Genomic DNA, 22,123 nt, shown 5'->3' on the forward strand with positions numbered 1-22,123 from the left:
GGAGTACAAACAACCCATGCGGTATGTGACGGGTGTCACCGCATGAGTTTCCGAAACGACGGTACTTACCCCCTTCCTACAACTGGTCAATTTAATATGTGCAATTGCACCACCCTGTGGACCCGTCCCGGCCCCCCGCAGGGGGGCACGCACAGCAGATCCGACAGCGCCCCCCAGACTCCGACAAGGCTGCCCACAGAGCCGCCGGCCAGGGACCCCGAAGACGCCATGGACGCACAAAAAAGATCGCGCTGGACCCGGCGGAGTCCAGCGCGATCTACGACGCACCCTGTGTCGCTTGCCTGAGAAGTTCTTGTCGGCCTGGGCGTGGGCCCTGTTGGGGCAGGTCCCGCGTCGCTTGTAGCTAGGGTTGCGGGCGTCTCGGCCAGTTGGGGGACCGGTCGGTTTGCCCGCTATTCAGTTGGTCAGGCTTCGCTGCGCTGCTGCGGGATGCCCGCCAGCAGGGCGCGCACCTCAGCCTCGCGGTAGCGGCGGTGCCCGCCGAGCGTACGGATCGACGTGAGCTTGCCGGCCTTCGCCCACCGCGTGACCGTCTTGGGGTCGACGCGGAACATCGTGGCGACCTCAGCCGGGGTCAGCAGCGGCTCGGCATCAGGGGTGCGAGCGGTCATGAGCGGCCTCCTCGGGAGAACCGAACCTTCTCGGTTCTTTCCTCTAAATTCTGCACCTTGACCCGCGTTGCCCGAAATGGCGGACGCGAGTCGAGTCGGTTATAGGACGAACGGCTTGTCCTCGGCACTACAACTACACCATCTGTCCAGCCGCGTCGGCCAAACCGATGGAATTGCCCTCCCAGGTAGGCATCAGCCGCGGAAGCCGATGGACCATGCCATAGCGGACAGTCACGCCTCTGTGACGATCAGTCACAGGACGATCAGGAGTCACCAGACCCCCCAAAGCACGTAATGCTGAGAATCCGCCCACAGTGCACCACACTTGGACGGATGGAGCCCTCCCCGGACTCCTTGTCCTATTTTGGCACGAGGAGTGGCAAGAGGCGCAAGAGCCGTGTAAGTGCTATCCGTCACCCTTGACGCAAAAGCCCGGATCGGCATCCAACGTCCAGTGCGTTCACTGAAGTGCCGTCAAGGTACGTTGTTTCGTGGCTTCTGGGCCGTGACGTACATCACTCACCGCACATGCGTCACGCAGGTGTCATCCGGTTGTAAACCGCATCAGACGTCCCGTCACCTAGTACGGAGCGGGGAGCGTCCGCGCTCAGACCGGCACCCGGACCGGACTCAGTTCGCCGAACGGCGATCCCGTACCGTCCGCCACCGCTCCACCAGCCGCCCGTACGCCTCCCCGGCCGCGGCCCCGTCGCCCTGGCGCAGCGCCTCGATGCCGGCCGCCACGTCGGCCGCCGAATGGTCGTCCTCCAGGTCCCCGGCCGGCACGGCGTGCACGAGACCGCCGTAGTCCAGTTCGACCAGCGAGCGCGGGTGGAACTCCTCCAGCCAGCGCCCGACGTCCAGCAGGCCGTCGATCAGCGGCCCTTCCTCCACGGTGTCCTTGAGCGTGCGCAACGCCCGCGCCACCCGGCGCCGGGCCTGCACCATCGGCGTGCGGTAGCGCAGCATCGGCGGGATCTCCCCGGTGCCCTTCTCGTACCGGCGCTCCTCGTCGGAGACCAGCACGAACCAGTTCAACGGCACCTGCCAGGTCGCGGTGCGGATCCAGGGCCGGCAGTCGGGGTTGCGGGCCAGCCAGCGCTCGTAGTCCATCGTGGCCTGCCGGCGCACGACCGGCGGCAGCATCGCGTCCAGGACCGGCTTCGGCAGTTCGTCGGAGAGCTCCTGCAGGGCCTGCCAGCCGCGCAGCCGGGTCCGCCACGGGCAGACGCACACCACCCCGTCGACCTCCAGGACGAAGGCGTCGGCGCTCTCCTGCACCGGCACCGGGATCGGTGGGGTGGGCAGCAAGTCGGCCAGGGAGCGGCGGAGTTCGTCCTGGTAGGACGGGTGCTCCGGACGGCGGGCGTAGCGCGTCCAGTGGTCGCGCTCCTGATCCGGGAAGGCGGCCAGCGGCTCGTACACACGCAGGTACGTCGCGTACGGGACGACCACCGAGGACACCTTGGGCACGCCTGCTCCCTCCCCATCGGACCGGGCTCGAAACCAGCGCGGCCCACGCCGGAGTCAGCCGGGGCCGGCCGCGGAAACCACAGCAAATCGTCCCACGCTCATACGTGCGCTCGCGGCACGGGAGAGTGATCCTTAACACTGCGCGGATGGTGTGCGGGCAATGGCTCTACGCTCATGCCAGGCCCCCGCCACCCTTACGGGAGCCCCCCGCTTCCACCCGCCGCGACACACGCGACACAACCGGGAGTCACCACAGTGACCGACGTTTCCACCGGCGTCCTGCACACCCTGTTCCACTCGGACCAGGGCGGTCACGAGCAGGTCGTGCTCTGCCAGGACCGCACGAGCGGCCTCAAGGCCGTCATCGCCATCCACTCCACCGCGCTGGGCCCCGCCCTCGGCGGCACCCGCTTCTACCCGTACGCCAACGAGGAGGAGGCCGTCGCCGACGCCCTCAACCTCGCGCGCGGGATGTCGTACAAGAACGCCATGGCCGGGCTCGACCACGGTGGCGGCAAGGCCGTGATCATCGGCGACCCGGACCGCGACAAGACCGAGGAGCTGCTGCTCGCCTACGGGCGGTTCGTGGCCTCGCTCGGCGGCCGGTACGTCACCGCCTGCGACGTCGGCACGTACGTCGCCGACATGGACGTGGTGGCCCGGGAGTGCCGCTGGACCACCGGCCGCTCCCCCGAGAACGGCGGCGCCGGCGACTCCTCCGTGCTCACCGCCTACGGCGTCTACCAGGGCATGCGGGCCAGCGCCCAGCACCTGTGGGGCGACCCCTCGCTGCGCGGCCGCAGCGTCGGCATCGCGGGCGTCGGCAAGGTCGGCCACCACCTGGTCGAGCACCTCCTGGAGGAGGGCGCCCGGGTGGTCGTCACGGACGTGCGCCGGGAGGCCGTCGGCCGGATCTCCGACCGCCACCCGCAGGTCCAGGTCGCCGCCGACACCGACGCCCTGATCCGCGTCGACGGTCTCGACATCTACGCCCCCTGCGCGCTCGGCGGCGCCCTGAGCGACGAGTCCGTGCCGGTGCTGACCGCCAAGGTGGTGTGCGGGGCGGCCAACAACCAGCTCGCCCACCCGGGTGTCGAGAAGGACCTCGCCGACCGCGGGATCCTCTACGCGCCGGACTACGTGGTGAACGCCGGCGGGGTCATCCAGGTTGCCGACGAACTGCACGGGTTCGACTTCGACCGGTGCAGGGCGAAGGCGGCGAAGATCTTCGACACCACACTGGCGATCTTCGCACGTGCGAAGGATGACGGAATCCCCCCGGCGGCGGCGGCCGACAGGATCGCCGAACAGCGGATGCACGAAGCGGCAACGGCGGGTGGACGCTGATCGGACGCCGGGTTTCCGGACGGATTTCCGGTACCTGCCGGCGGACAGTTGGAGAGAACTCTCACGTTCGTCGGCGGGTCGCCCGCCAGGAAGTGGTTAAAATCGTGGTTGACCAGCGGGGACGGGGCGCCTCGCGGGTCATCGAGTCAGGCGCGTGGTGCGGGCGACGTACCGTATGGGCGCGGGCTCAGGTACCGTGGAAGCCCTACGGACCGGTCTCTCCGAGGAGAGCCCGTTCCGGATCATGAACGCGTGTCAGACTCTGGGGCCACCGAGCCCCGTCACCGAGGGGGTCGAGCCATGGGGCGCGGCCGGGCCAAGGCCAAGCAGACGAAGGTCGCCCGCCAGCTGAAGTACAACAGCGGTGGGACTGACCTGTCACGTCTGGCCAGCGAGCTGGGCGCATCGACTTCGAGCCAGCCGCCGAATGGCGAGCCGTTCGAGGACGACGACGAGGACGACGACCCGTACGCCCAGTACGCGGATCTCTACAACGACGACGATGAGGACGAGGACGAGGACGATCAGTCCGGTCCGCACTCCCAGCATCGTCGCGGTGCTTGACTTCAGCGGCTGCTGAGCCGCTTCCACTTGCCCGGTCCGGGGTTTTCATGCCGGACCGGGTTTTGTGCTGGCCTCGCGGGGCTACGCCCCGGGACCCTGAGCCCCGGACCCTGCTCCTCGGAGGCCGGAGGGGCTGGGCTTATGCGTAGTCCCCCACCAGTTCCGCACCGGTGGTGTGCTCGCCGCGCTCGGTGATCTCGCCGGCGACCCATGCCTCGACCCCGCGGTCGGCCAGTGTGGTCAGCGCCACATCCACCGATTCCTGCGGGACGATCGCGATCATGCCGACGCCCATGTTGAGCGTCTTCTCCAGTTCGAGCCGCTCGACGCTGCCGGTGCGGCCGACCAGGTCGAAGACCGGACCCGGCGTCCAGGTGGCGCGGTCGACGATCGCGTGCAGGTGGTCCGGGATCACCCGGGCCAGGTTCGCGGCGAGTCCGCCGCCGGTGATGTGGCTGAAGGCGTGGACCTCCGCCGTACGCATCAGGGCCAGGCAGTCCAGCGAGTAGATCTTGGTCGGCTCCAGGAGTTCCTGGCCGAGGGTGCGGCCGAATTCCTCGATGTGGGCGTCGAGCGCGAGGCCGGCCTGGTTCAGCAGGACGTGCCGGACCAGGGAGTACCCGTTCGAGTGAAGCCCGGAGGACGCCATGGCGATCACCGCGTCACCCGTACGGATACGATCCGCGCCGAGCAGCCGGTCGGCCTCCACCACGCCCGTACCGGCGCCCGCCACGTCGAAGTCGTCCGCGCCGAGCAGGCCCGGGTGCTCGGCCGTCTCGCCGCCCACCAGGGCGCAGCCGGCCAGCACACAGCCCTCGGCGATGCCCTTGACGATGGCGGCGACCCGCTCGGGGTGGACCTTGCCGACACAGATGTAGTCGGTCATGAACAGCGGCTCGGCGCCGCACACCACGATGTCGTCCATGACCATGGCGACCAGGTCGTGGCCGATGGTGTCGTAGACGCCCAGCTGCCGGGCGATGTCCACCTTCGTGCCCACGCCGTCGGTCGCTGACGCGAGCAGCGGACGCTCGTAGTTCTTCAGCGCGGAGGCGTCGAAGAGGCCGGCGAAGCCGCCGAGGCCGCCGAGGACCTCGGGGCGCTGCGTCTTCTTCACCCACTCCTTCATCAGCTCTACGGCGCGGTCGCCCGCCTCGATGTCGACGCCGGCGGCCGCGTAGGAGGCACCGGAGGGCTGGCTCTCAGACATTGCCTGGGATCTTTCGGGTTGATGACGGGGCTGGCGAGGCTTACGGGCGACGGATCGCGTCGGCCGCGGCCGTGGCTGCCGGACCGGCGGCCAGCTCGGTCTCCAGGAGCTGCTTGCCGAGCAGCTCGGGGTCCGGGAGCTCCATCGGGTACTCGCCGTCGAAGCAGGCGCGGCAGAGGTTCGGCTTGGCGATGGTGGTCGCCTCGATCATGCCGTCGATGGAGATGTACGCCAGGGAGTCGGCGCCGAGCGAGGTGCCGATCTCCTCGATGGTCATGCCGTTGGCGATGAGCTCGGCGCGGGTGGCGAAGTCGATGCCGAAGAAGCACGGCCACTTCACGGGCGGCGAGGAGATCCGGATGTGGACCTCGGCCGCACCCGCTTCCCGGAGCATCCGCACGAGGGCCCGCTGGGTGTTGCCGCGCACGATCGAGTCGTCGACGACGACCAGACGCTTGCCCTTGATGACTTCCTTCAGCGGGTTCAGCTTCAGGCGGATGCCGAGCTGCCGGATGGTCTGCGAGGGCTGGATGAAGGTCCGGCCGACGTAGGCGTTCTTGACCAGGCCGTTGCCGAAGGGGATGCCGGAGGCCTCCGCGTAGCCGATGGCGGCGGGGGTGCCGGACTCCGGGGTCGCTATCACCATGTCGGCGTCGACCGGGGCTTCCTTGGCCAGCTTCCGGCCCATCTCCACGCGGGAGAGGTAGACGTTCCGTCCGGCGATGTCGGTGTCGGGGCGGGCCAGGTACACGTACTCGAAGACGCAGCCCTTGGGCTTCGCGTCAGCGAATCGGGAGGTCCGCAGGCCGTTCTCGTCGATGGCGACGAACTCGCCCGGCTCGATCTCGCGGACGAAGCTGGCGCCGCAGATGTCGAGGGCGGCGGACTCCGACGCGACCACCCAGCCGCGCTCAAGACGGCCGAGGACGAGAGGGCGGATGCCCTGCGGGTCGCGGGCGGCGTAGAGGGTGTGCTCGTCCATGAAGACGAGGGAGAAGGCGCCGCGCACCTTCGGGAGGACCGCGTGCGCGGCCTCCTCGATGGTCAGCGGCTTGCCGTCGGCGTCGACCTGGGCCGCGAGGAGAGCGGTGAGCAGGTCGGTGTCGTTGGTGGCCGCGACCCGGGTGGAGCGGCCGTTGTTGTCCTTCGGGAGTTCGGCGACCATCTCGGCGAGCTGCGCCGTGTTGACCAGGTTGCCGTTGTGGCCGAGCGCGATCGAGCCGTGCGCGGTGGCGCGGAACGTCGGCTGGGCGTTCTCCCACACGGAGGCGCCGGTGGTCGAGTAGCGGGCGTGACCGACCGCGATGTGACCCTGGAGCGAGCCGAGGGAGGTCTCGTCGAAGACCTGGGAGACAAGGCCCATGTCCTTGAAGACGAGGATCTGGGAGCCGTTGCTGACCGCGATACCCGCGGACTCCTGGCCCCGATGCTGGAGGGCGTACAGCCCGAAGTACGTGAGCTTGGCGACCTCTTCACCCGGAGCCCAGACACCGAAGACACCGCAAGCGTCCTGGGGGCCCTTCTCACCGGGGAGCAGATCGTGATTGAGGAGACCGTCACCACGTGGCACGACACCGAGTGTAGGCGAGGTCGACCACTGGTCCGAATTGGGGATACACAGCCGTAATGGATCTACGACCGCGGACGCACTTGTGGCTTTCTCCATTTCCGCAGGTCAGCGCGGTGAGAGGTTTCTCCAGGTGGCGCCGGTTCGTGAAGACCGGTGCCTGCGCAACCCCCTGGCACCGTATCCCTGAGTGAGGTGTCGCACATCATTCGGGGCCGGTCGCGGGAGCCGCGCTCGTGTCGCGGTCACGTCCTGGACAGCTGGACTCGGTCGCCGTCGGCCGTGGTGAGGATGAGTTTCCGGTCCTCGCTCTTCATGGTCAGCGGTCCGGCGGTGAGCGTGCGGGCGAGGGCGCGTTCGAAGGTCATCCGGGCGTTGTCGCAGGCCATCCGGGTGGTGCGGGTGTGACTCAGCCGGATCCGGTCGTCGGTGATCTGTGCCGTGGCGCTGAACTGGTTGCACCCGAGGCTGCCGGCCGCCCGGCCGTCCTCGATCCGCACGTGGGCGTGCGCGGGGGAGCGGTGGGTGGTGCCGTCGACGGTCACGCTGTCGACGGTCCAGTCGATCCCGGTCACCGGCGGCCGGCTCGCCACGGACCCACCTCCCTCACTGCCACAGGCCACCGCGAGCAGGACGAGCAGGGCGGCCGCCGCCGTCGTCAGGGTCATACGGCGCATGCGCTGTTTCAACCCGTACATACCGATTCGACGGAACGCACAGGGTGATCGGTTCCCTCAACGTGTTCCCTCAACGTGTTCCCTCACCGCATGACGGGCAGGTAGGCCCCGAGGTCCGCCCGCTCCCCGCTCGCGCTGACCCTGGCGTCCGCCACGGCCTCCTGCCACGCCAGCCGTCCGGTGGCCAGCCGGATCCAGGTCAGCGGGTCGGTCTCGACGACGTTCGGCGGGGTGCCCCGGGTGTGCCGGGGCCCTTCGACGCACTGCACCACGGCGTACGGCGGCACCCGCACCTCGGTGGAGCCGCCGGGCGCCCTGACCGCGAGCGCGTCGGCGAGCAGCCGGGTGCAGGCGGCGAGGGCCTGCCGGTCGTGGGGCACCTCCAGTCCGGCGACGGCCGCGTTGAGGTCGTCGGTGTGGACGACCAGCTCCACGGCCCGGGTGACGAGGTAGTCGTCGAGGGACAGGGCGCCGACGTTGGTGGCGAGCAGCCGGGTGCCGGGGTGCGCGTCGAGCAGGGCGCGGAGGTCGGCGTCGACGTCGGTGAGACAGGCGCCGAGATCGGACTGGTCGGCGGCGAGGCGCCGGGTGAAGTCGTCGATGGCGGCGGCGTTTGCGGATGTCCCGAACGGCCAGTCGAGGAGGACCGCGTCGGCCCGGGCCGGCTCGGGCTGGTCCAGGGCCCGGTGGACGGCGGTGAGCGCCATGCCGATGTGGGCCACGAGGTGCCGCACGGTCCACCCGCCGAGCCGGGTGGGGAGCGCGAGCTGCTCGGGGGTGAGGGTGCGGACGGCGTCCCGCACGTTCGAGAGCTGGGCGAGGACGGCCGTACGGGTCCTGACCGGGTCGTAACTGCGGGCGCGCTTCTTGGCCTGGGGCATGGCGGTGAGCCTATTCATCGGCGTTCAGCGGCGCAGCTTCACGGCGAGCGAGTAGAAGCGGGTGATCTGGGTTTCGCTGTCGTTGTCGTCGGAGACCAGGTAGAGCGGGTGCCAGCCCTTGTACCTGCCGGAGGTCCAGGGGGCGCCGAGGGCCATGCCCTCCACGTTGTCGAGGAGCGGGTGCTGCGGGTTCGAGGCCGAGACGGCGACCGCGCCGGGGCCGCCCGCGGGGCAGGTCGCCATGTCGACGACCAGTTCGTCGGCGGCGTAGATGTTGGCGGACTGGTGCCACAGCGAGTTCAGCTTCGTGACGTCCTGGGCGTGGGAGAGGGAGAGCTGGACGATCCGGATCTCCGAGCCGAGACCGGCGACGTACTGGCGTTCCAGCGCGAGGAGGTCGCCGTTGTCGTCGATGGCGGTCAGCTCGGACAGGTACATGCCGTCGTCGGCGAGGAACGCGTACTGCCCGTCCGGGGTGTAGTCGCCGCCGGGTGTTCCCGTGTAGCGCTGGATGCGGATGATGCCCCGGCCGCGGGTGTCGCCGTCGTCGGCCAGGGGCCCCTCCCAGCCGGCGTAGAGGTGGCGGCCGTCCGGGGAGACGGCGAGGGACTCGATGCTGCGGCCGGTCTGCGCAGAACCGTCGGGCGCGTAGCGCAGCTTCTTCGGGATGAGGAGGTCCTTGCCGACCTGCCGGCCGGTGGCGACGTCGAAGCGGCGGATGGCCGGGCCGGTCTCGGAGGAGACCAGCATGGTCTTGCCGCCCTGTTCGACGACCATGCCCTCGCCGTCGTACCAGTCGCCGTCGATCGGGAACTTCGTGCCGTCCGCGCGGCGCAGCGGCACGGCCGTGCCGGCACTGGGACCGAGCTTGAACGGGGACCCGAGGGTGACGGGCCAGACCCGGCCCGGGGCGTTGTCGGCGAGCGCGAGCGCCCTGACGTCCTTGCCCTGCGAGACGAGGGCCAGGGCGGACAGGCCGTAGATGTCCTCGTAGTCGACGCTCTTCTTGTTCAGCGCGTCGGAGTGATCGAGCAGTACGGCGCGGGGCGCCGCCGCGTCGTCCGGTGAGGGGGCGGCGCAGGGGCCGGCGGCGGCGGCCGGGTGGGTGTCGTGCCACCAGTGGACGAGGGGCGGGGCGCCCAGGCCGAGGGCGAGACCGAGGGCGCCCGCGGTCACGGAGAGAACGGGGGTGCGGATGCGCTGCCAGCGCGTGGGCGGGGGCAGGGGGACCTGGAGGGGCCACCGGGGCCCTTTGGCGACGTTGCGGACGAAGTCGAGGCCGCCGACGCCGTTGTGGTCCTCGTCCTGCGGTTCCTGCGGGACCTCGGGCCTGAGGGCGTGGATACGGCTCTTGGCCTCCAGGAAGAGGTCGCGCAGGCCGAGCATCTCCGGGCCGTCCGGCAGGCCCTGGCGCATGACGTCGACGAGGGCGCCGGTGAACAGGGTGCAGCGCTTGGGGTCGGGGGCGTGAGAGGGCCGGTCGCGCGGGGCGGAGGTCATCACGTACGACCCTTCGACGTCCCGCAGCGTCTCCACGGCCACCTGGACGTCCTGGCCGTGGCCGTCCGTCATCTCTGTCAGCACATGGCCGCTGAAGCAGCAGTCGAGGATCAGTACCCGGCGCAGCGCGGAACCCGTGTCGCGGATGGCGCGGCGGACGTCGCCGGAGCGGACACAGGTGTCCGGCTGGTCCTCGACCGAGTCCGGCAGGGTGAGCAGCAGCTGCCGTTCGTGGCGGTCGATGAGCCCGTGACCGGCGTAGTAGACAATCAGCGTGTCCTCGGCGAGTGCGGCGGCCTCGCGGATCGGGCCGACCAGCTCGGCCGGGGAGGCCGGGTTGGCGACCGTACGGATCCGCTTCCGTTCGTCGTCGGGGATGCCCCAGATGTCCGGGTCGGTGAGCGCGGCGCGCAGCTCCTTGAGGTTGAGCCTGACGCTGCGCAGCGGGTCCAGGTGGGTGTAGTCGTCCACGCCGATCAGGACGCAGGCGGAGCGCTCCGGGTCGATCCGGCCGAAGCTCTCGACGGACGTGGTGTCCGTCACTGCGGATCTCCGTCCGCGTCGTCGGCCTCCGCGAACCTGCGCATGAGGTCCGCCACCTGGTCGGGATCCCCGGTGATCTCGACGCTGACCCGGCTGCGCGGCCGGTGGCTCCGCCGCCAGGCCAGATACGACAGGTGGAGCTGGCCCACACTGCTCACGGTGGACAGCACCGCGAGCACGGCGTCCAGGCCGGGGCCCATCCGGCCCGCGCCCGCACCGGCTTCCGCGACCCGGGTCACCCGGACCTGGCCGCGCAGGGCACGGTCGGCAGCCAACCAGTCGTACAGGGAAAGTAGTTCGTCCTCGCGGGCAGATCCCGCCGCTTCGAACCTGATCTCCATCCGGCTGCTCCCCCAGCTCGCTCACGGATGTGCCACCCCTCCAACTACCCCACGAGCATCGGCAGTTGGCAAGTGACTTTTCCGGAGGGTAGCGGCGAGACGGCCGCGTCCGAAGAGGCGTCTCCACTCCTTCACCGCATATCCCCACAGGCCCTTCCAAGGGCAACGCCCCGAAGGCCCTCTGTCAGCCTGGGTTGACAACCGCGATCCGTCAATCCAGACTGACACACATGAACGCAGGAGATCTCTCAGAACGTCTCAGGTCGCACGACCCCGCGGTGGGACTGCGGGCCGTGGGGGCCCTGCACCGACTGGCCGAGCAGGTCGAAGCGGCGGCCGTGGTGCGCGCACGGGAACAGGGATGGTCCTGGGAACAGATCGGGGACGCCCTGGGCGTGTCCCGGCAGTCCGTCCACGCCAAGTACGGAAAGTGAGACGACCATGTTCGAGCAGTTCGCAGCAGAGGCCCGGGCGACCGTCGCGTCGGCGCTCGACGAAACCAAGCTGCGCGGCGACCGCCGCATCGGTACCGAGCACCTCCTCCTGGGAGTGCTTCACGAGCCCGGCGCGGTCCGGGTTCTCGGAACCGGCCTGGAGACCGCACGCGCCGCCCTCGACACCCTCGACCGGGCCGCGCTGGCCGTGGTCGGCATCGACGTCCAGGGGATCGATCGGGCCCCGATTCCCGCGTCACGCAAGCGCACGCCCTTCACATCGGGCGCCCGCGCCGTGCTCCCCCGTGCCCTGGCCGAGACGAGGAAGGCCGGCAGTCGCCGCATCACACCGGAACACCTGCTGCTGGCCCTGCTCGACTGCCGGCGGCCGGATCCCGTGGCGGAACTCCTGGCAGAGCTCGGTATCGACCGCACCGCGGCCCGGGCACGCCTGAGGCAGCCGGGCCGCTGAACCCCGGGGTGGTCAGGGGGCCAGGTCGGAAGCCGGGGTGATCACCCGGTGGTTGCTGTGGATGACCCGGTCGGCGAAGTCGACGTCGATCTCGCCGAGGAGGCGGAAGCCGAGGGACCGGCAGATGCCGTTCGAGGGGCCGTTGGCCGTCGCCGGGAAGGCGTGGATGTCGCCCCAGCGGTCCTCGTCCCGGGCCCGTTCGAGAAGCGCGCGGGTGGCGAGCTTGCCGAGCCCGCGCCCCTGGAACTCGGGCAGCACCATCCACCCGATCTCCGAGACCGGCTCCCCGCCCTCGTCGTGCGCCCAGATGCACACGTTTCCCGCGACGACCTCGGGGGCGTCGGGATCAGGAACGATCATCCGGATCCACGAGATACCGGCCGCCGCCTCCTCGGCGTCCCGGCGCACCTTGTCCCTCATCCCCTCCCTGGGCAACGGCCCGCCGAGGTCCCTCATCATCACGGGGTCGCAGCGCATGCGGACATGGACGTCCACGTCGTCCGGGGTGACGTCACGCAAGTACATGCCAGAAGGATGCGGTGTCCGGCTCGAACCCGAAAGGTTCCGGGAGAGTCCGAACCGATCACTCGTGCGAGTGATCGACGGCGACACCCGCCCCCACACCGCCGGAACCGGGCAACGCTGGCCTTCGCCTGAAAGGGGGTGCAACATGACGGTTATGGCCGAGCGCACGTCTCAGATGTCGGTGGAAGAGTTCGAAACGATCGCCTCCGCCGCTCCCGAGACCGTCACGTTGGAGTTCATCGACGGACGGATCGGAGTCAAGAAGGTGACGGACGGGGACCACAGCACCATCGTGTCCTGGCTCGCCCGGCGCTGTATGCAGAGCAGGCCCGACCTGGACCTGTACCAGGGCCAAGGGCTCCGGGTCGATGCGTACCGGGAAGGCAGAGCCAAGCCGGACGCAGTACTCGCGCCGGAGGCCCACTTCGCGGGGCACGGCGAGTGGGCCGACCCGGACGGCGCGCTCATGGTCGTCGAGATCACCTCGTACGACTCGGACACGGACCGACGGGACCGGCATGAGAAACCGACCGCGTACGGCCAGGCCGGGATCCCGCTGTACCTCCTGATCGACCGGGACTCGTGCACGGTCACGGTGCACAGCGGCCCGGACCGGCAGGTCGGTGGCTACCGCACCGTCCAGACCTCGAAGTTCGGCGAGAAGGTGTGCGTGCCCGGCCCCATGAACATCGAGCTGGACACGGAGATCCTCAAGAACTACGTCCGGTGAGCCGAGAAGCCCCGCCCGGATGCTTCCGAGCGGGGCCTTCGTCGTTCTCGGCCGGTTACGCCAGCAGCGCCTCGATCGTGCCCTCGTGGGCCTCGCGCAGTTCGGCCAGGGAGAGGGCGAACTCGCCCTGGATCTCCACCGCGTCGCCGTCCACGACACCGATGCGGGTCACCGGGAGGCCCCGCGCGCCGCACATGTCGTTGAAGCGGACCTCCTCCGAGCGCGGTACCGCGACGATCGCGCGGCCGGCCGACTCGGAGAGGAGGAAGGTGAACGCGTCGAGCCCGTCCGGGACGACCAGGCGCGCACCCTTGCCGCCGAGCAGCGCGGACTCCACCACGGCCTGGATCAGACCGCCGTCGGACAGGTCGTGCGCGGAGTCGATCATGCCGTCGCGGGAGGCGGAGATCAGGATCTCGGCCAGCAGGCGCTCGCGCTCCAGGTCCACCTTCGGGGGCAGGCCACCCAGGTGGTCGTGGACGACCTGGGACCAGGCCGAGCCGCCGAACTCCTCCCGCGTGTCGCCGAGGAGGTAGAGCAGCTGCCCCTCCTCCTGGAAGGCGACCGGCGTGCGGCGGGCCACGTCGTCGATCACGCCGAGGACCGCGACCACCGGGGTCGGGTGGATGGCCGCCTCGCCGGTCTGGTTGTAGAGCGAGACGTTGCCGCCGGTCACCGGGGTGCCGAGCTGCTGGCAGGCGTCGGCGAGACCGCGGATGGCCTCCGCGAACTGCCACATCACCGCCGGGTCCTCGGGCGAGCCGAAGTTCAGGCAGTCGGAGACCGCGAGCGGCTTGGCGCCCGTGGTCGCCACGTTCCGGTAGGCCTCCGAGAGGGCCAGCTGGGCGCCCGCGTACGGGTCGAGCTTGGCGTACCGGCCGTTGCCGTCGGTGGCGATGGCGACGCCGAGGCCGGTGGCCTCGTCGATGCGGATCATGCCCGAGTCCTCGGGCTGGGCCAGCACCGTGTTGCCCTGCACGAAGTGGTCGTACTGCGAGGTGATCCACTTCTTCGAGGCCTGGTTCGGGGAGCCGACCAGCTTCAGGACCTGCTGCTTCAGCTCCTCCGCCGTCGCCGGCCGCGGCAGCTTGTTCGCGTCGTCCGCCTGGAGCTCGTCCTGCCAGGACGGGCGGGCGTACGGGCGCTCGTAGACCGGGCCGTCGTGGGCGACCGTACGCGGGTCGACGTCGACGATCTTCTCGCCGTGCCAGAAGATCTCCAGGCGGTCGCCGTCGGTCACCTCACCGATGACGGTGGCGATGACGTCCCACTTCTCGCAGATCTCCAGGAAGCGGGCGACCTTGGCCGGCTCGACCACCGCGCACATGCGTTCCTGCGACTCGCTCATGAGGATTTCCTCGGGCGAGAGGGTCGAGTCGCGCAGCGGGACGTCGTCCAGGGTGACGGTCATGCCGCCGGAGCCGTTCGAGGCGAGCTCGGAGGTGGCGCAGGACAGGCCGGCCGCGCCGAGGTCCTGGATGCCGACGACCAGCTTCTCCCGGAAGGCCTCCAGGGTGCACTCGATGAGGAGCTTCTCCTGGAAGGGGTCGCCGACCTGGACCGCGGGGCGCTTGGAGGGCTTCGCGTCGTCGAAGGTCTCCGAGGCCAGGATCGACGCACCGCCGATGCCGTCGCCGCCGGTCCGGGCGCCGTACAGGATGACCTGGTTGCCCGCGCCGGAGGCCTTCGCGAGGTGGATGTCCTCGTGCCGCATGACGCCGATGGCACCGGCGTTGACCAGCGGGTTGCCCTGGTAGCAGGCGTCGAAGACGACCTCACCGCCGATGTTCGGCAGGCCCAGGCAGTTGCCGTAGCCGCCGATGCCGGCGACGACGCCGGGCAGGACGCGCTTGGTGTCGGGGTGGTCGGCGGCGCCGAAGCGCAGCGGGTCGACCACGGCCACCGGACGCGCGCCCATCGCGATGATGTCGCGGACGATGCCGCCGACACCGGTCGCGGCGCCCTGGTAGGGCTCCACGTACGACGGGTGGTTGTGCGACTCGACCTTGAAGGTGACCGCGTAGCCCTGGCCGACGTCCACGACGCCCGCGTTCTCGCCGATGCCGACGAGCAGGGCGTCCGACTGGGGCGCCTTCTCGCCGAACTGGCGGAGGTGGACCTTGGAGGACTTGTACGAGCAGTGCTCGGACCACATGACCGAGTACATGGCGAGCTCGGCGCCGGTCGGGCGGCGGCCGAGGATCTCCACCACCCGCTCGTACTCGTCCTTCTTCAGGCCCAGTTCGGCCCAGGGCAGCTCGACGTCGGGGGTCGCGGCCGCGTGCTCGACCGTGTCCAGAGGCGTCCGGCTCATGCGCCCACCAGCTTCTTGAGGATCGAGGTGAAGAAGGGGAGGCCGTCGGTGCGGCCGGAACCGATGAGGGGCTCGACCGCGTGTTCGGGGTGCGGCATGAGGCCCACGACGTTGCCGGCCCCGTTGGTGATGCCGGCGATGTCCCGCAGCGAGCCGTTGGGGTTGAAGTCGAGGTAGCGGAAGACCACCCGTCCCTCCGCCTCCAGCTGGTCGAGCGTGTACTCGTCGGCGACGTACCGGCCGTCCATGTTCTTCAGTGGGATGTGGATCTCCTGGCCCGCGCGGTAGTCCGCCGTCCAGGCCGTGTCCGCGTTCTCCACCCGCAGTTTCTGGTCGCGGCAGATGAAGTGGAGATGGTCGTTGCCGAGCATGCCGCCCGGGAGCAGGTGCGCCTCGGTGAGGATCTGGAAGCCGTTGCAGATACCGAGGACCGGCAGCCCGGCCTTCGCCTGCTCGATGACCGTCTCCATCACGGGCGAGAAGCGGGAGATGGCGCCGGCCCGCAGATAGTCACCGTAGGAGAATCCGCCGGGCAGGACCACCGCGTCGACCTGGTGAAGATCCTTGTCCTTGTGCCAGAGGGCGACCGGTTCCGCACCCGCGAGACGGATCGCCCGCTGGGTGTCACGGTCGTCAAGGCTTCCCGGGAAAGTGACGACGCCAATACGAGCGGTCACTTCGCCGCCTCCGCGACTTCCTCCACCTTGACGGTGAAGTCCTCGATCACGGTGTTGGCGAGGAAGGATTCCGCAAGATCGTGGATGCGGGCGAGCGCGGCCTCGTCGACCGGCCCGTCAACTTCCAGTTCGAATCGCTTTCCCTGACGTACATCGGAGATGCCGTCGAAACCCAGGCGCGGCAGCGCACGCTGGACCGCCTGGCCCTGGGGGTCGAGGATCTCCGGCTTGAGCATGACGTCGACTACGACGCGTGCCACTGGCACTCCCGGTGTGTGGTGCTGAGCTGGTTCCTTCAGACTACCCGCACAAAATTTCTACGCGGGTAGAGTTGTAGGAAACTACGTGAGCCGCATCACGATCGGGTGACAGCGGGGGATCCACACGAAAAGTTCTGGGAAAGTTCCCCGGGTTCGCCCACGACATCTATTGCGCCGGGACACGCGGACGGATTTAGTCGGGCTTCACTTTGTATTGCCAGGCACTGTACAAATGAATTGGCAATAGCCGATACTCGGCACGTCATCGCCATCGCCGTCATCGCCGATGAGCTGTAAAGACGTGCCACACGAAGGGACCGATATTCGTGGCGCAGAAGGTCGTGGTCACTCTCTTTGACGACATCGACGGCTCGGAAGCGGCGGAAACGATCGCCTTCGGACTCGACGGCAAGTCGTACGAGATCGATCTGAATCAAGCCAACGCCAAGCAACTGCGCAAGGCCCTGGAGCCGTACGTGGTGGCCGGCCGCAAGCGGTCGAAGTCGGGCAAGGCGTTCAAGCAGACGGAGGTCGCCCCCGACCCGGCGGCCGTCCGCGCCTGGGCACAGGCGAACAAGATGGACGTCCCGGCCCGCGGCCGTATCCCGAAGAAGGTGTACGAGGCGTTCAGCGCCGCCCAGTGACAGGGCGGCCGGCTGCCCTCAGGGTGTGTCAGCCACCCCTGGGGGCAGCCGACTTGCGCTACCCCCCTGCTGATCAGCTAATGTCTGGAGCACGCCGAGGGACCGGGCCGAAAAGCCGGAACCCACGGAGTACATGCGGGTGTAGTTCAGTAGCAGAACATCCCCCTTCCAGGGGGAAGGCGCAGTGTGCAATTCCTGTCACCCGCTCTGCACCGCCGTCCTGAGCATGCTTGTGGATCAGGTAGGCTGGTGCTCGCGCCGATCGGTGGGAGCCGGTCGGGAGCAGTGCGGACGTAGCTCAGTTGGTAGAGCGCAACCTTGCCAAGGTTGAGGTCGCGAGTTCGAGCCTCGTCGTCCGCTCCAGCTCACAGAGGAAACCCCAGTCATATGACTGGGGTTTTTTCGTGTGTCCCGGTCCCCTGCAGCAGTTCCGGTCCCCTACAGCCCCCTGACATTTGTCATGGGGAGTGATGACACCGCGCACTGCTCCGGGGCCCCGGCCGCGGGGACGCTGGAGTCATGGACTACGAACACGTGATTGAGGTCACAGATCTCCGACGTGTCTACGGGGGCGGGTTCGAGGCGGTCCGCGGAATCACCTTCTCCGTGGCCCGCGGCGAGATCTTCGCACTGCTCGGCACCAACGGCGCCGGAAAGACATCCACGGTCGAACTGCTGGAAGGACTCGCACCACCGGACGGGGGCCGGGTACGGGTATTCGGCCACGACCCGCACCGCGAGCGGGCCGCCGTACGGCCGCGCACCGGCGTGATGCTCCAGGAGGGCGGTTTCCCCTCCGAGCTCACCGTCCGCGAGACGGTACGGATGTGGGCCGGCTGTACGACCGGAGCCCGGCCCACCGCCGAGGCGCTCGGCCTCGTCGGGCTCGGCGGCCGGGCGGACGTCCGGGTCAGGCAGCTCTCCGGCGGCGAACGGCGCCGCCTCGACCTGGCACTCGCGCTGCTCGGACGGCCCGAGGTGCTCTTCCTGGACGAGCCGACGACCGGACTCGACGCCGAAGGGCGCCGGGACACCTGGGAGTTGGTGCGCGCGCTGCGTGACGCGGGGACGGCCGTCCTGCTCACCACGCACTACCTGGAAGAGGCCGAGGACCTCGCCGACCGGCTCGCGATCCTGCACGAGGGGCGCATCGCGGCCACCGGAACACCGGGCGAGGTGACCGCCGCTCAGCCCTCCCGGATCTCCTTCCGCCTCCCCCACGGCTACTTCCTGGGCGACCTGCCGCCGCTCGGCCCGCTGGGGATATGCGGACACGAGGTGGACGGGGACCTGGTACGGCTGCGGACCCGGGAGTTGCAGCGCGCGGCCACCGGACTGCTGGTGTGGGCCGAGGCGGCACGGGTGGAGCTGCCCGGCCTGGACGTGCGGTCGGCCTCTCTGGAGGACGCGTTTCTGGGCATCGCGCGGGAGCAGGAGGCGGCGGTATGAGCGGGCCGGGGAACCGCGTGGAAGTGGCGGCCGGTCCGGCTGTGCCAGGCGGCGGCGCGCGGCGGGCCCTCGCCCGGTCCTGGCCGCGGCTGCGCGCGCTGGCAGGGGCGGAGCTCACCCTGTTCGGCCGGAACCGCAGCGCCGTGCTCACCGCCCTGCTGGTACCGCTCGCGCTGCCGGTCACCGTGCGGCCGGCGATCGACCAGGCCGATCTCAAGGGGGTGGGCATCGGCACGCTGATGCTGACCGCCGCGATCGGCTTCTCCTTCCTCTTCGCCGTCTACAGCTCGCTGGTCGGCGCGTTCGTGTCGCGCCGCGAGGAACTCGTCCTCAAACGGCTGCGCACCGGCGAACTGGACGACATCGAGATCCTGACCGGTACCGCCCTGCCCGCCGTCTGCCTGGGCCTGGCCCAGGCCCTCGTCCTCGCCGTCGGCTGCGCGACGCTGCTCCACGCGGGGACGCCGAAGGCGCCGTACCTCACCTTGCTCGGACTCCTGCTCGGCCTGCTGCTCAGTGCCGCGCTCGCCGCACTCACCTCGGCCTTCACCCGGACCACCGAGAGCGCCCAGATCACCGCGCTGCCCCTGGTCTTCGTGTCCATGCTGGGCTCGGGCATCGCCCTCCCGCCGGACGTCCTGCCCCACCGGGCCGCCGCCGTCTGCGCACTCCTCCCGCTGTCCCCGGCCGTGCGGCTCGTCCGCGCGGGCTGGACCGGGGAGCTGAGCGCGCACGAGGCCCTGGGCACGGTACTCACCGCGCTGGCCTGGACCGTGGTCGCGGTGTTTGCTGTACGGCGGTGGTTCCGCTGGGAACCTCGGCGCTGAGCGAGGACGGGACCGGGATGAGCGGGGCAGGGGGCTGGTGGCGGGAGAAGACCACACCCGCCAAGGTCGAGACGTACACGCGGTGGTCGTTCCACTTCTTCGCGGTGATCGAGGTCGCGGCGATCGGGCTGCCGGTGTTCTCGCAGGCGGCGACCGGGGTCGCGGGCCGGCTGATGGCGATGGTCGTCGTCCACGCGCTGCTCTGCGCGCTGGCCGCCTCCCGGGCGCTGGACTGGACGCGCGGCCGGCGGGAGCAGCCGGTGCGGCTGCTGTGGGTGCTGGCCGCGGCGACATACGTCTTCGCCGTCGTCGCCCTGGTCCTGCGCAAGCACGGGTCCGGTCCCGACATGGACGCCGCCGGCGGTGGAGTGTTCACCGGGGTGCTGGCCTTCGGCGCCGGGACCATGGCGCTCGGGGTGCACAACCGGAAGCGCGTGCTCTCGCTCGTCGCGGGATTCGCCTGCGGTGCCGGAGCGGTCTCCTTCCCGCTCGGCTACCCGGGGGCGACCGCGCTGTTCACCGCGTTCGTGGTGTTCCTCGGCGGTGCGTTCCTCGCCTTCACCTCGATCTTCTCCGTCTGGCTGCTGAACGCCGTCTACGAACTCGACGAGGCCCGCGAGACCCGCGCCCGGCTCGCCGTCGCCGAGGAACGACTGCGGTTCGGGCGCGATCTGCACGACGTGCTCGGCCGGAACCTCGCCGTCATCGCCCTCAAGAGCGAACTGGCGGTCCAGCTGGCCCGGCGCGAACGGCCCGAGGCAGTGGAGCAGATGATCGAGGTGCAGCGGATCGCACAGGAGTCGCAGCGGGAGGTACGGGACGTCGTACGCGGATACCGGGACGCCGACCTGGGGGCCGAACTCGCCGGTGCGCAGGGCGTGCTGGCCGCCGCCGGGATCGCCTGCGAGGTGACCGGGGACGCCGACGGGCTGCCCGCCGAGGTGCAGTCGGCGCTCGGATGGGTGATGCGGGAGGCCACCACCAACGTGCTGCGGCACGGGGACGCGGGACGGTGTGCGGTGGGGCTGCGGGTGCGGGAGGGACGCGTGGTGCTGACGGTGGAGAACGACGGGGTCGTGGTGCGCGGGAGCGGCACGGGCGGCGGCTCCGGGCTCGCCGGGCTGCGGGAGCGGCTGGCGGGGGTGGACGGGACGCTGGAGGCGGGCCCGGTCGGGGCGGACGGGTTCCGGGTGGTCGCCTCGGTGCCGCTCTCCGGTCGTACGACGGCCGATGCGACTGTGAGCGGAGTCACTTCATGACGTCTCCGGTACGGCTGTTGCTCGCGGACGACGAGCATCTGATCCGGGGCGCGCTGGCCGCGCTGCTCGGACTTGAGGACGATCTGGCCGTGGTCGCCGAGGCGGCCACCGGCCCGGAGGCGCTCGCCATGGCGCGGGCGCATCGCCCCGATGTCGCGGTGCTCGATCTCCAGATGCCCGGCGCGGACGGTGTGAGGGTCGCCACATCGCTCCGTGCCGAACTGCCCGGCTGCCAGGTGCTGATCGTCACCGGTCACGGGCGGCCCGGCCATCTGAAGCGGGCCCTGGCCGCCGGTGTGCGGGGGTTCGTCCCGAAGACGGTGAGCGCGCAGCGGCTCGCGGAGATCATCCGGACCGTGCACGCCGGAAACCGCTACATCGACCCGGAGTTGGCCGCCGACGCGATCTCCGCCGGGGACTCGCCGCTGACCGCGCGGGAGGCCGAGGTGCTGGAGCTGGCGGCCGACGGCGCGCCGGTCGCGGAGATCGCCGAGCGGGCCGCGCTGTCGCCGGGGACCGTGCGGAACTATCTCTCCTCGGCCGTCACCAAGCTCGGTGCGGAGAACCGTCATGCCGCAGTGCGTCTCGCGCGGGAGCGAGGTTGGGTATAGTTGCTCTCGCGCCACGGCGCATGCGGACGTAGCTCAGTTGGTAGAGCGCAACCTTGCCAAGGTTGAGGTCGCGAGTTCGAGCCTCGTCGTCCGCTCAGAAGAGAAGGCCCCCGGTTTCCGCCGGGGGCCTTCGGCGTTCGCGGCCGTCCGCTTCGGGGCCGTCCGCGTCCCCGGGCCGGGGCCCGGGGACGCCTCCGTCACGACCAGGTGTTGCCCGTCAGCCGCTCGTACGCCTCGATGTACTTCGCGCGGGTCGCCTCGACCACCTGCTCGGGCAGCGGCGGCGGGGGCTGCTCGCTCCTGCGGTCCCAGCCGGACTCGGCCGAGGTCAGCCAGTCGCGCACGTACTGCTTGTCGAACGACGGCTGGGCGCGGCCCGGCTGCCACTCGTCGGCCGGCCAGAAACGGGACGAGTCCGGGGTGAGGACCTCGTCGGCGAGGACGAGTGTGTCGTTCTCGAAGCCGAACTCGAACTTCGTGTCGGCCAGGATGATCCCCCGGTCCCGGGCGATGTCCCGGGCCCGCCCGTAGACCGCGAGGGTGGCCTGGCGCAGCTGGGCGGCGGTCTCGGCGCCGACCTGGCGGGCGACCTCCTCGTACGACACGTTCTCGTCGTGTTCGCCGACCTCGGCCTTGGTGGCCGGGGTGAAGATCGGGGCCGGCAGCTCGGAGCCGTCGACCAGGCCCTCGGGGAGGGCGAGGCCGCAGACCGTGCGGGACTCCTGGTACTCGGCCAGGCCCGAGCCGGTGAGGTACCCGCGGGCCACGCACTCGACCGGGAGCATCTTCAGGGACTTGCAGATCAGGGTGCGACCCGCCCAGTCGGCGGGGGCGCCCGCGGGCAGCTCGGTGCTGATGACGTGGTGGGGGACCAGGTCGGCGAGCTTGTCGAACCACCACAGGGAGAGCTGGGTGAGGACCCGGCCCTTGTCGGGGATCTCGGTCGGCAGCACCCAGTCGTACGCGGACATGCGGTCGCTGGCCACCATCACGAGGTCGCCCGCCTCGTTCTGGTACAGCTCGCGCACCTTGCCGGTGTGCAGATGCACCAGACCCGGGACCTCCACGGGCTCGGGCTTTTCGACGAATCCGGACACGGTTCCTCCCCGTGGTTCTGTACAGGTGCCCTCGATTCTCCCGTATGCCGGGTTGCGCACGGACAGGGGGGCCGCGCGGACACCTGTGC

General features: G+C 70.1%; 23 protein-coding genes and 3 tRNA genes. 13 read left to right on the forward strand and 13 right to left on the reverse strand.

Annotation, left to right across the window (positions count from 1 at the left end):
* Nucleotides 1-425 precede the first annotated feature (425 nt).
* Nucleotides 426-632: a developmental transcriptional regulator BldC gene (gene bldC / locus OHB00_RS24465; protein ID WP_003949541.1), complete on the reverse strand. Its 207-nt coding sequence runs from the start codon at nt 630-632 to the stop codon at nt 426-428.
* A gap of 630 nt (nt 633-1,262) precedes the next feature.
* Nucleotides 1,263-2,105 (reverse strand): hypothetical protein, encoded by an 843-nt coding sequence (locus OHB00_RS24470; RefSeq protein ID WP_406437582.1) that lies wholly within the window; start codon nt 2,103-2,105, stop codon nt 1,263-1,265.
* Between the two features lie 255 nt (nt 2,106-2,360).
* Here OHB00_RS24470 and OHB00_RS24475 point away from each other — a divergent pair, with 255 nt between their 5' ends.
* Together OHB00_RS24475 and OHB00_RS24480 are read left to right on the forward strand one after the other, a co-directional pair.
* A complete protein-coding gene (locus OHB00_RS24475) occupies nt 2,361-3,452 on the forward strand; it encodes a Leu/Phe/Val dehydrogenase (RefSeq protein WP_406437584.1) in 1,092 nt (363 codons plus the stop codon).
* A 300-nt stretch (nt 3,453-3,752) separates the two neighbouring features.
* Nucleotides 3,753-4,016 carry a DUF3073 domain-containing protein gene (locus tag OHB00_RS24480; protein ID WP_046733692.1) on the forward strand — a complete coding sequence of 88 codons (264 nt, stop codon included), beginning with the start codon at nt 3,753-3,755 and terminating at the stop codon, nt 4,014-4,016.
* 139 nt (nt 4,017-4,155) lie between these two features.
* Here the strand turns inward: OHB00_RS24480 and purM are convergent, their stop codons facing one another.
* The 6 genes from purM to OHB00_RS24510 form a co-directional block, all read right to left on the reverse strand.
* Nucleotides 4,156-5,226 (reverse strand): phosphoribosylformylglycinamidine cyclo-ligase, encoded by a 1,071-nt coding sequence (gene purM, locus OHB00_RS24485; RefSeq protein ID WP_406437586.1) that lies wholly within the window; start codon nt 5,224-5,226, stop codon nt 4,156-4,158.
* A gap of 40 nt (nt 5,227-5,266) precedes the next feature.
* Entirely contained in the window at nt 5,267-6,796 is a 1,530-nt protein-coding gene (gene purF / locus OHB00_RS24490) for an amidophosphoribosyltransferase (RefSeq protein ID WP_406437588.1), read from the reverse strand.
* A gap of 242 nt (nt 6,797-7,038) precedes the next feature.
* Entirely contained in the window at nt 7,039-7,470 is a 432-nt protein-coding gene (locus OHB00_RS24495; RefSeq protein ID WP_406437590.1) for an META domain-containing protein, read from the reverse strand.
* A gap of 83 nt (nt 7,471-7,553) precedes the next feature.
* On the reverse strand, nt 7,554-8,351 hold the full coding sequence (locus OHB00_RS24500; protein WP_406437592.1) for a sterol carrier family protein: 798 nt from the start codon (nt 8,349-8,351) through the stop codon (nt 7,554-7,556).
* A 24-nt stretch (nt 8,352-8,375) separates the two neighbouring features.
* Nucleotides 8,376-10,394: an esterase-like activity of phytase family protein gene (locus tag OHB00_RS24505; protein WP_406437594.1), complete on the reverse strand. Its 2,019-nt coding sequence runs from the start codon at nt 10,392-10,394 to the stop codon at nt 8,376-8,378.
* A complete protein-coding gene (locus OHB00_RS24510; RefSeq protein ID WP_406437596.1) occupies nt 10,391-10,735 on the reverse strand; it encodes a hypothetical protein in 345 nt (114 codons plus the stop codon). The genes OHB00_RS24505 and OHB00_RS24510 overlap by 4 nt, the downstream gene beginning before the upstream one ends.
* Before the next feature lie 230 nt (nt 10,736-10,965).
* Between OHB00_RS24510 and OHB00_RS24515 the strand changes: the two genes are divergently transcribed.
* Complete coding sequence (locus OHB00_RS24515; RefSeq protein ID WP_351485525.1) at nt 10,966-11,169, forward strand: helix-turn-helix domain-containing protein; 204 nt, start codon at nt 10,966-10,968, stop codon at nt 11,167-11,169.
* Between the two features lie 7 nt (nt 11,170-11,176).
* On the forward strand, nt 11,177-11,641 hold the full coding sequence (locus tag OHB00_RS24520) for a Clp protease N-terminal domain-containing protein (protein ID WP_406437598.1): 465 nt from the start codon (nt 11,177-11,179) through the stop codon (nt 11,639-11,641).
* Between the two features lie 12 nt (nt 11,642-11,653).
* On the opposite strand, the gene OHB00_RS24525 is transcribed toward OHB00_RS24520, so the two are convergent.
* A complete protein-coding gene (locus OHB00_RS24525) occupies nt 11,654-12,166 on the reverse strand; it encodes a GNAT family N-acetyltransferase (RefSeq protein ID WP_406437601.1) in 513 nt (170 codons plus the stop codon).
* A 145-nt stretch (nt 12,167-12,311) separates the two neighbouring features.
* Between OHB00_RS24525 and OHB00_RS24530 the strand changes: the two genes are divergently transcribed.
* Nucleotides 12,312-12,896, forward strand: a complete 585-nt coding sequence (locus OHB00_RS24530) for a Uma2 family endonuclease (protein WP_406437603.1) — start codon at nt 12,312-12,314, stop codon at nt 12,894-12,896.
* A 55-nt stretch (nt 12,897-12,951) separates the two neighbouring features.
* Here OHB00_RS24530 and purL read toward each other — a convergent pair whose 3' ends face one another.
* From purL to purS, 3 genes are read right to left on the reverse strand one after another with little or no spacing between them, the layout of a single operon-like run.
* The gene (gene purL / locus OHB00_RS24535; RefSeq protein ID WP_406437604.1) at nt 12,952-15,210 is read right to left on the reverse strand and encodes a phosphoribosylformylglycinamidine synthase subunit PurL; all 2,259 of its coding nucleotides are present in this window, start codon (nt 15,208-15,210) and stop codon (nt 12,952-12,954) included.
* The gene (gene purQ, locus OHB00_RS24540) at nt 15,207-15,887 is read right to left on the reverse strand and encodes a phosphoribosylformylglycinamidine synthase subunit PurQ (protein ID WP_406437605.1); all 681 of its coding nucleotides are present in this window, start codon (nt 15,885-15,887) and stop codon (nt 15,207-15,209) included. The genes purL and purQ overlap by 4 nt, the downstream gene beginning before the upstream one ends.
* A complete protein-coding gene (gene purS, locus OHB00_RS24545) occupies nt 15,884-16,147 on the reverse strand; it encodes a phosphoribosylformylglycinamidine synthase subunit PurS (RefSeq protein WP_007383088.1) in 264 nt (87 codons plus the stop codon). The genes purQ and purS overlap by 4 nt, the downstream gene beginning before the upstream one ends.
* Before the next feature lie 326 nt (nt 16,148-16,473).
* On the opposite strand from purS, the gene OHB00_RS24550 reads away from it, so the two are divergent.
* The 8 genes from OHB00_RS24550 (at nt 16,474) to OHB00_RS24585 (ending at nt 21,032) form a co-directional block, all read left to right on the forward strand.
* A complete protein-coding gene (locus OHB00_RS24550) occupies nt 16,474-16,791 on the forward strand; it encodes an Lsr2 family protein (protein WP_181803544.1) in 318 nt (105 codons plus the stop codon).
* A gap of 135 nt (nt 16,792-16,926) precedes the next feature.
* Nucleotides 16,927-16,998: transfer RNA gene (locus OHB00_RS24555), tRNA-Gly, on the forward strand.
* Between the two features lie 80 nt (nt 16,999-17,078).
* Nucleotides 17,079-17,154, forward strand: a tRNA-Gly gene (locus tag OHB00_RS24560).
* 156 nt (nt 17,155-17,310) lie between these two features.
* Nucleotides 17,311-18,240, forward strand: coding sequence for an ABC transporter ATP-binding protein (locus OHB00_RS24565; RefSeq protein WP_406437608.1), 930 nt, complete (start codon nt 17,311-17,313; stop codon nt 18,238-18,240).
* Entirely contained in the window at nt 18,237-19,067 is an 831-nt protein-coding gene (locus OHB00_RS24570) for an ABC transporter permease (protein ID WP_406437610.1), read from the forward strand. The genes OHB00_RS24565 and OHB00_RS24570 overlap by 4 nt, the downstream gene beginning before the upstream one ends.
* Before the next feature lie 17 nt (nt 19,068-19,084).
* Nucleotides 19,085-20,326 (forward strand): sensor histidine kinase, encoded by a 1,242-nt coding sequence (locus OHB00_RS24575; protein ID WP_406437612.1) that lies wholly within the window; start codon nt 19,085-19,087, stop codon nt 20,324-20,326.
* Complete coding sequence (locus tag OHB00_RS24580; RefSeq protein WP_406437614.1) at nt 20,323-20,937, forward strand: response regulator; 615 nt, start codon at nt 20,323-20,325, stop codon at nt 20,935-20,937. Before OHB00_RS24575 ends, OHB00_RS24580 begins: the two co-directional genes overlap by 4 nt.
* A gap of 22 nt (nt 20,938-20,959) precedes the next feature.
* Nucleotides 20,960-21,032, forward strand: a tRNA-Gly gene (locus tag OHB00_RS24585).
* Between the two features lie 102 nt (nt 21,033-21,134).
* Here the strand turns inward: OHB00_RS24585 and OHB00_RS24590 are convergent.
* The gene (locus tag OHB00_RS24590; protein ID WP_406437616.1) at nt 21,135-22,034 is read right to left on the reverse strand and encodes a phosphoribosylaminoimidazolesuccinocarboxamide synthase; all 900 of its coding nucleotides are present in this window, start codon (nt 22,032-22,034) and stop codon (nt 21,135-21,137) included.
* Nucleotides 22,035-22,123 lie beyond the last annotated feature (89 nt).

Source organism: Streptomyces sp. NBC_00631 (assembly GCF_045206895.1).
GTDB lineage: Bacteria > Actinomycetota > Actinomycetes > Streptomycetales > Streptomycetaceae > Streptomyces.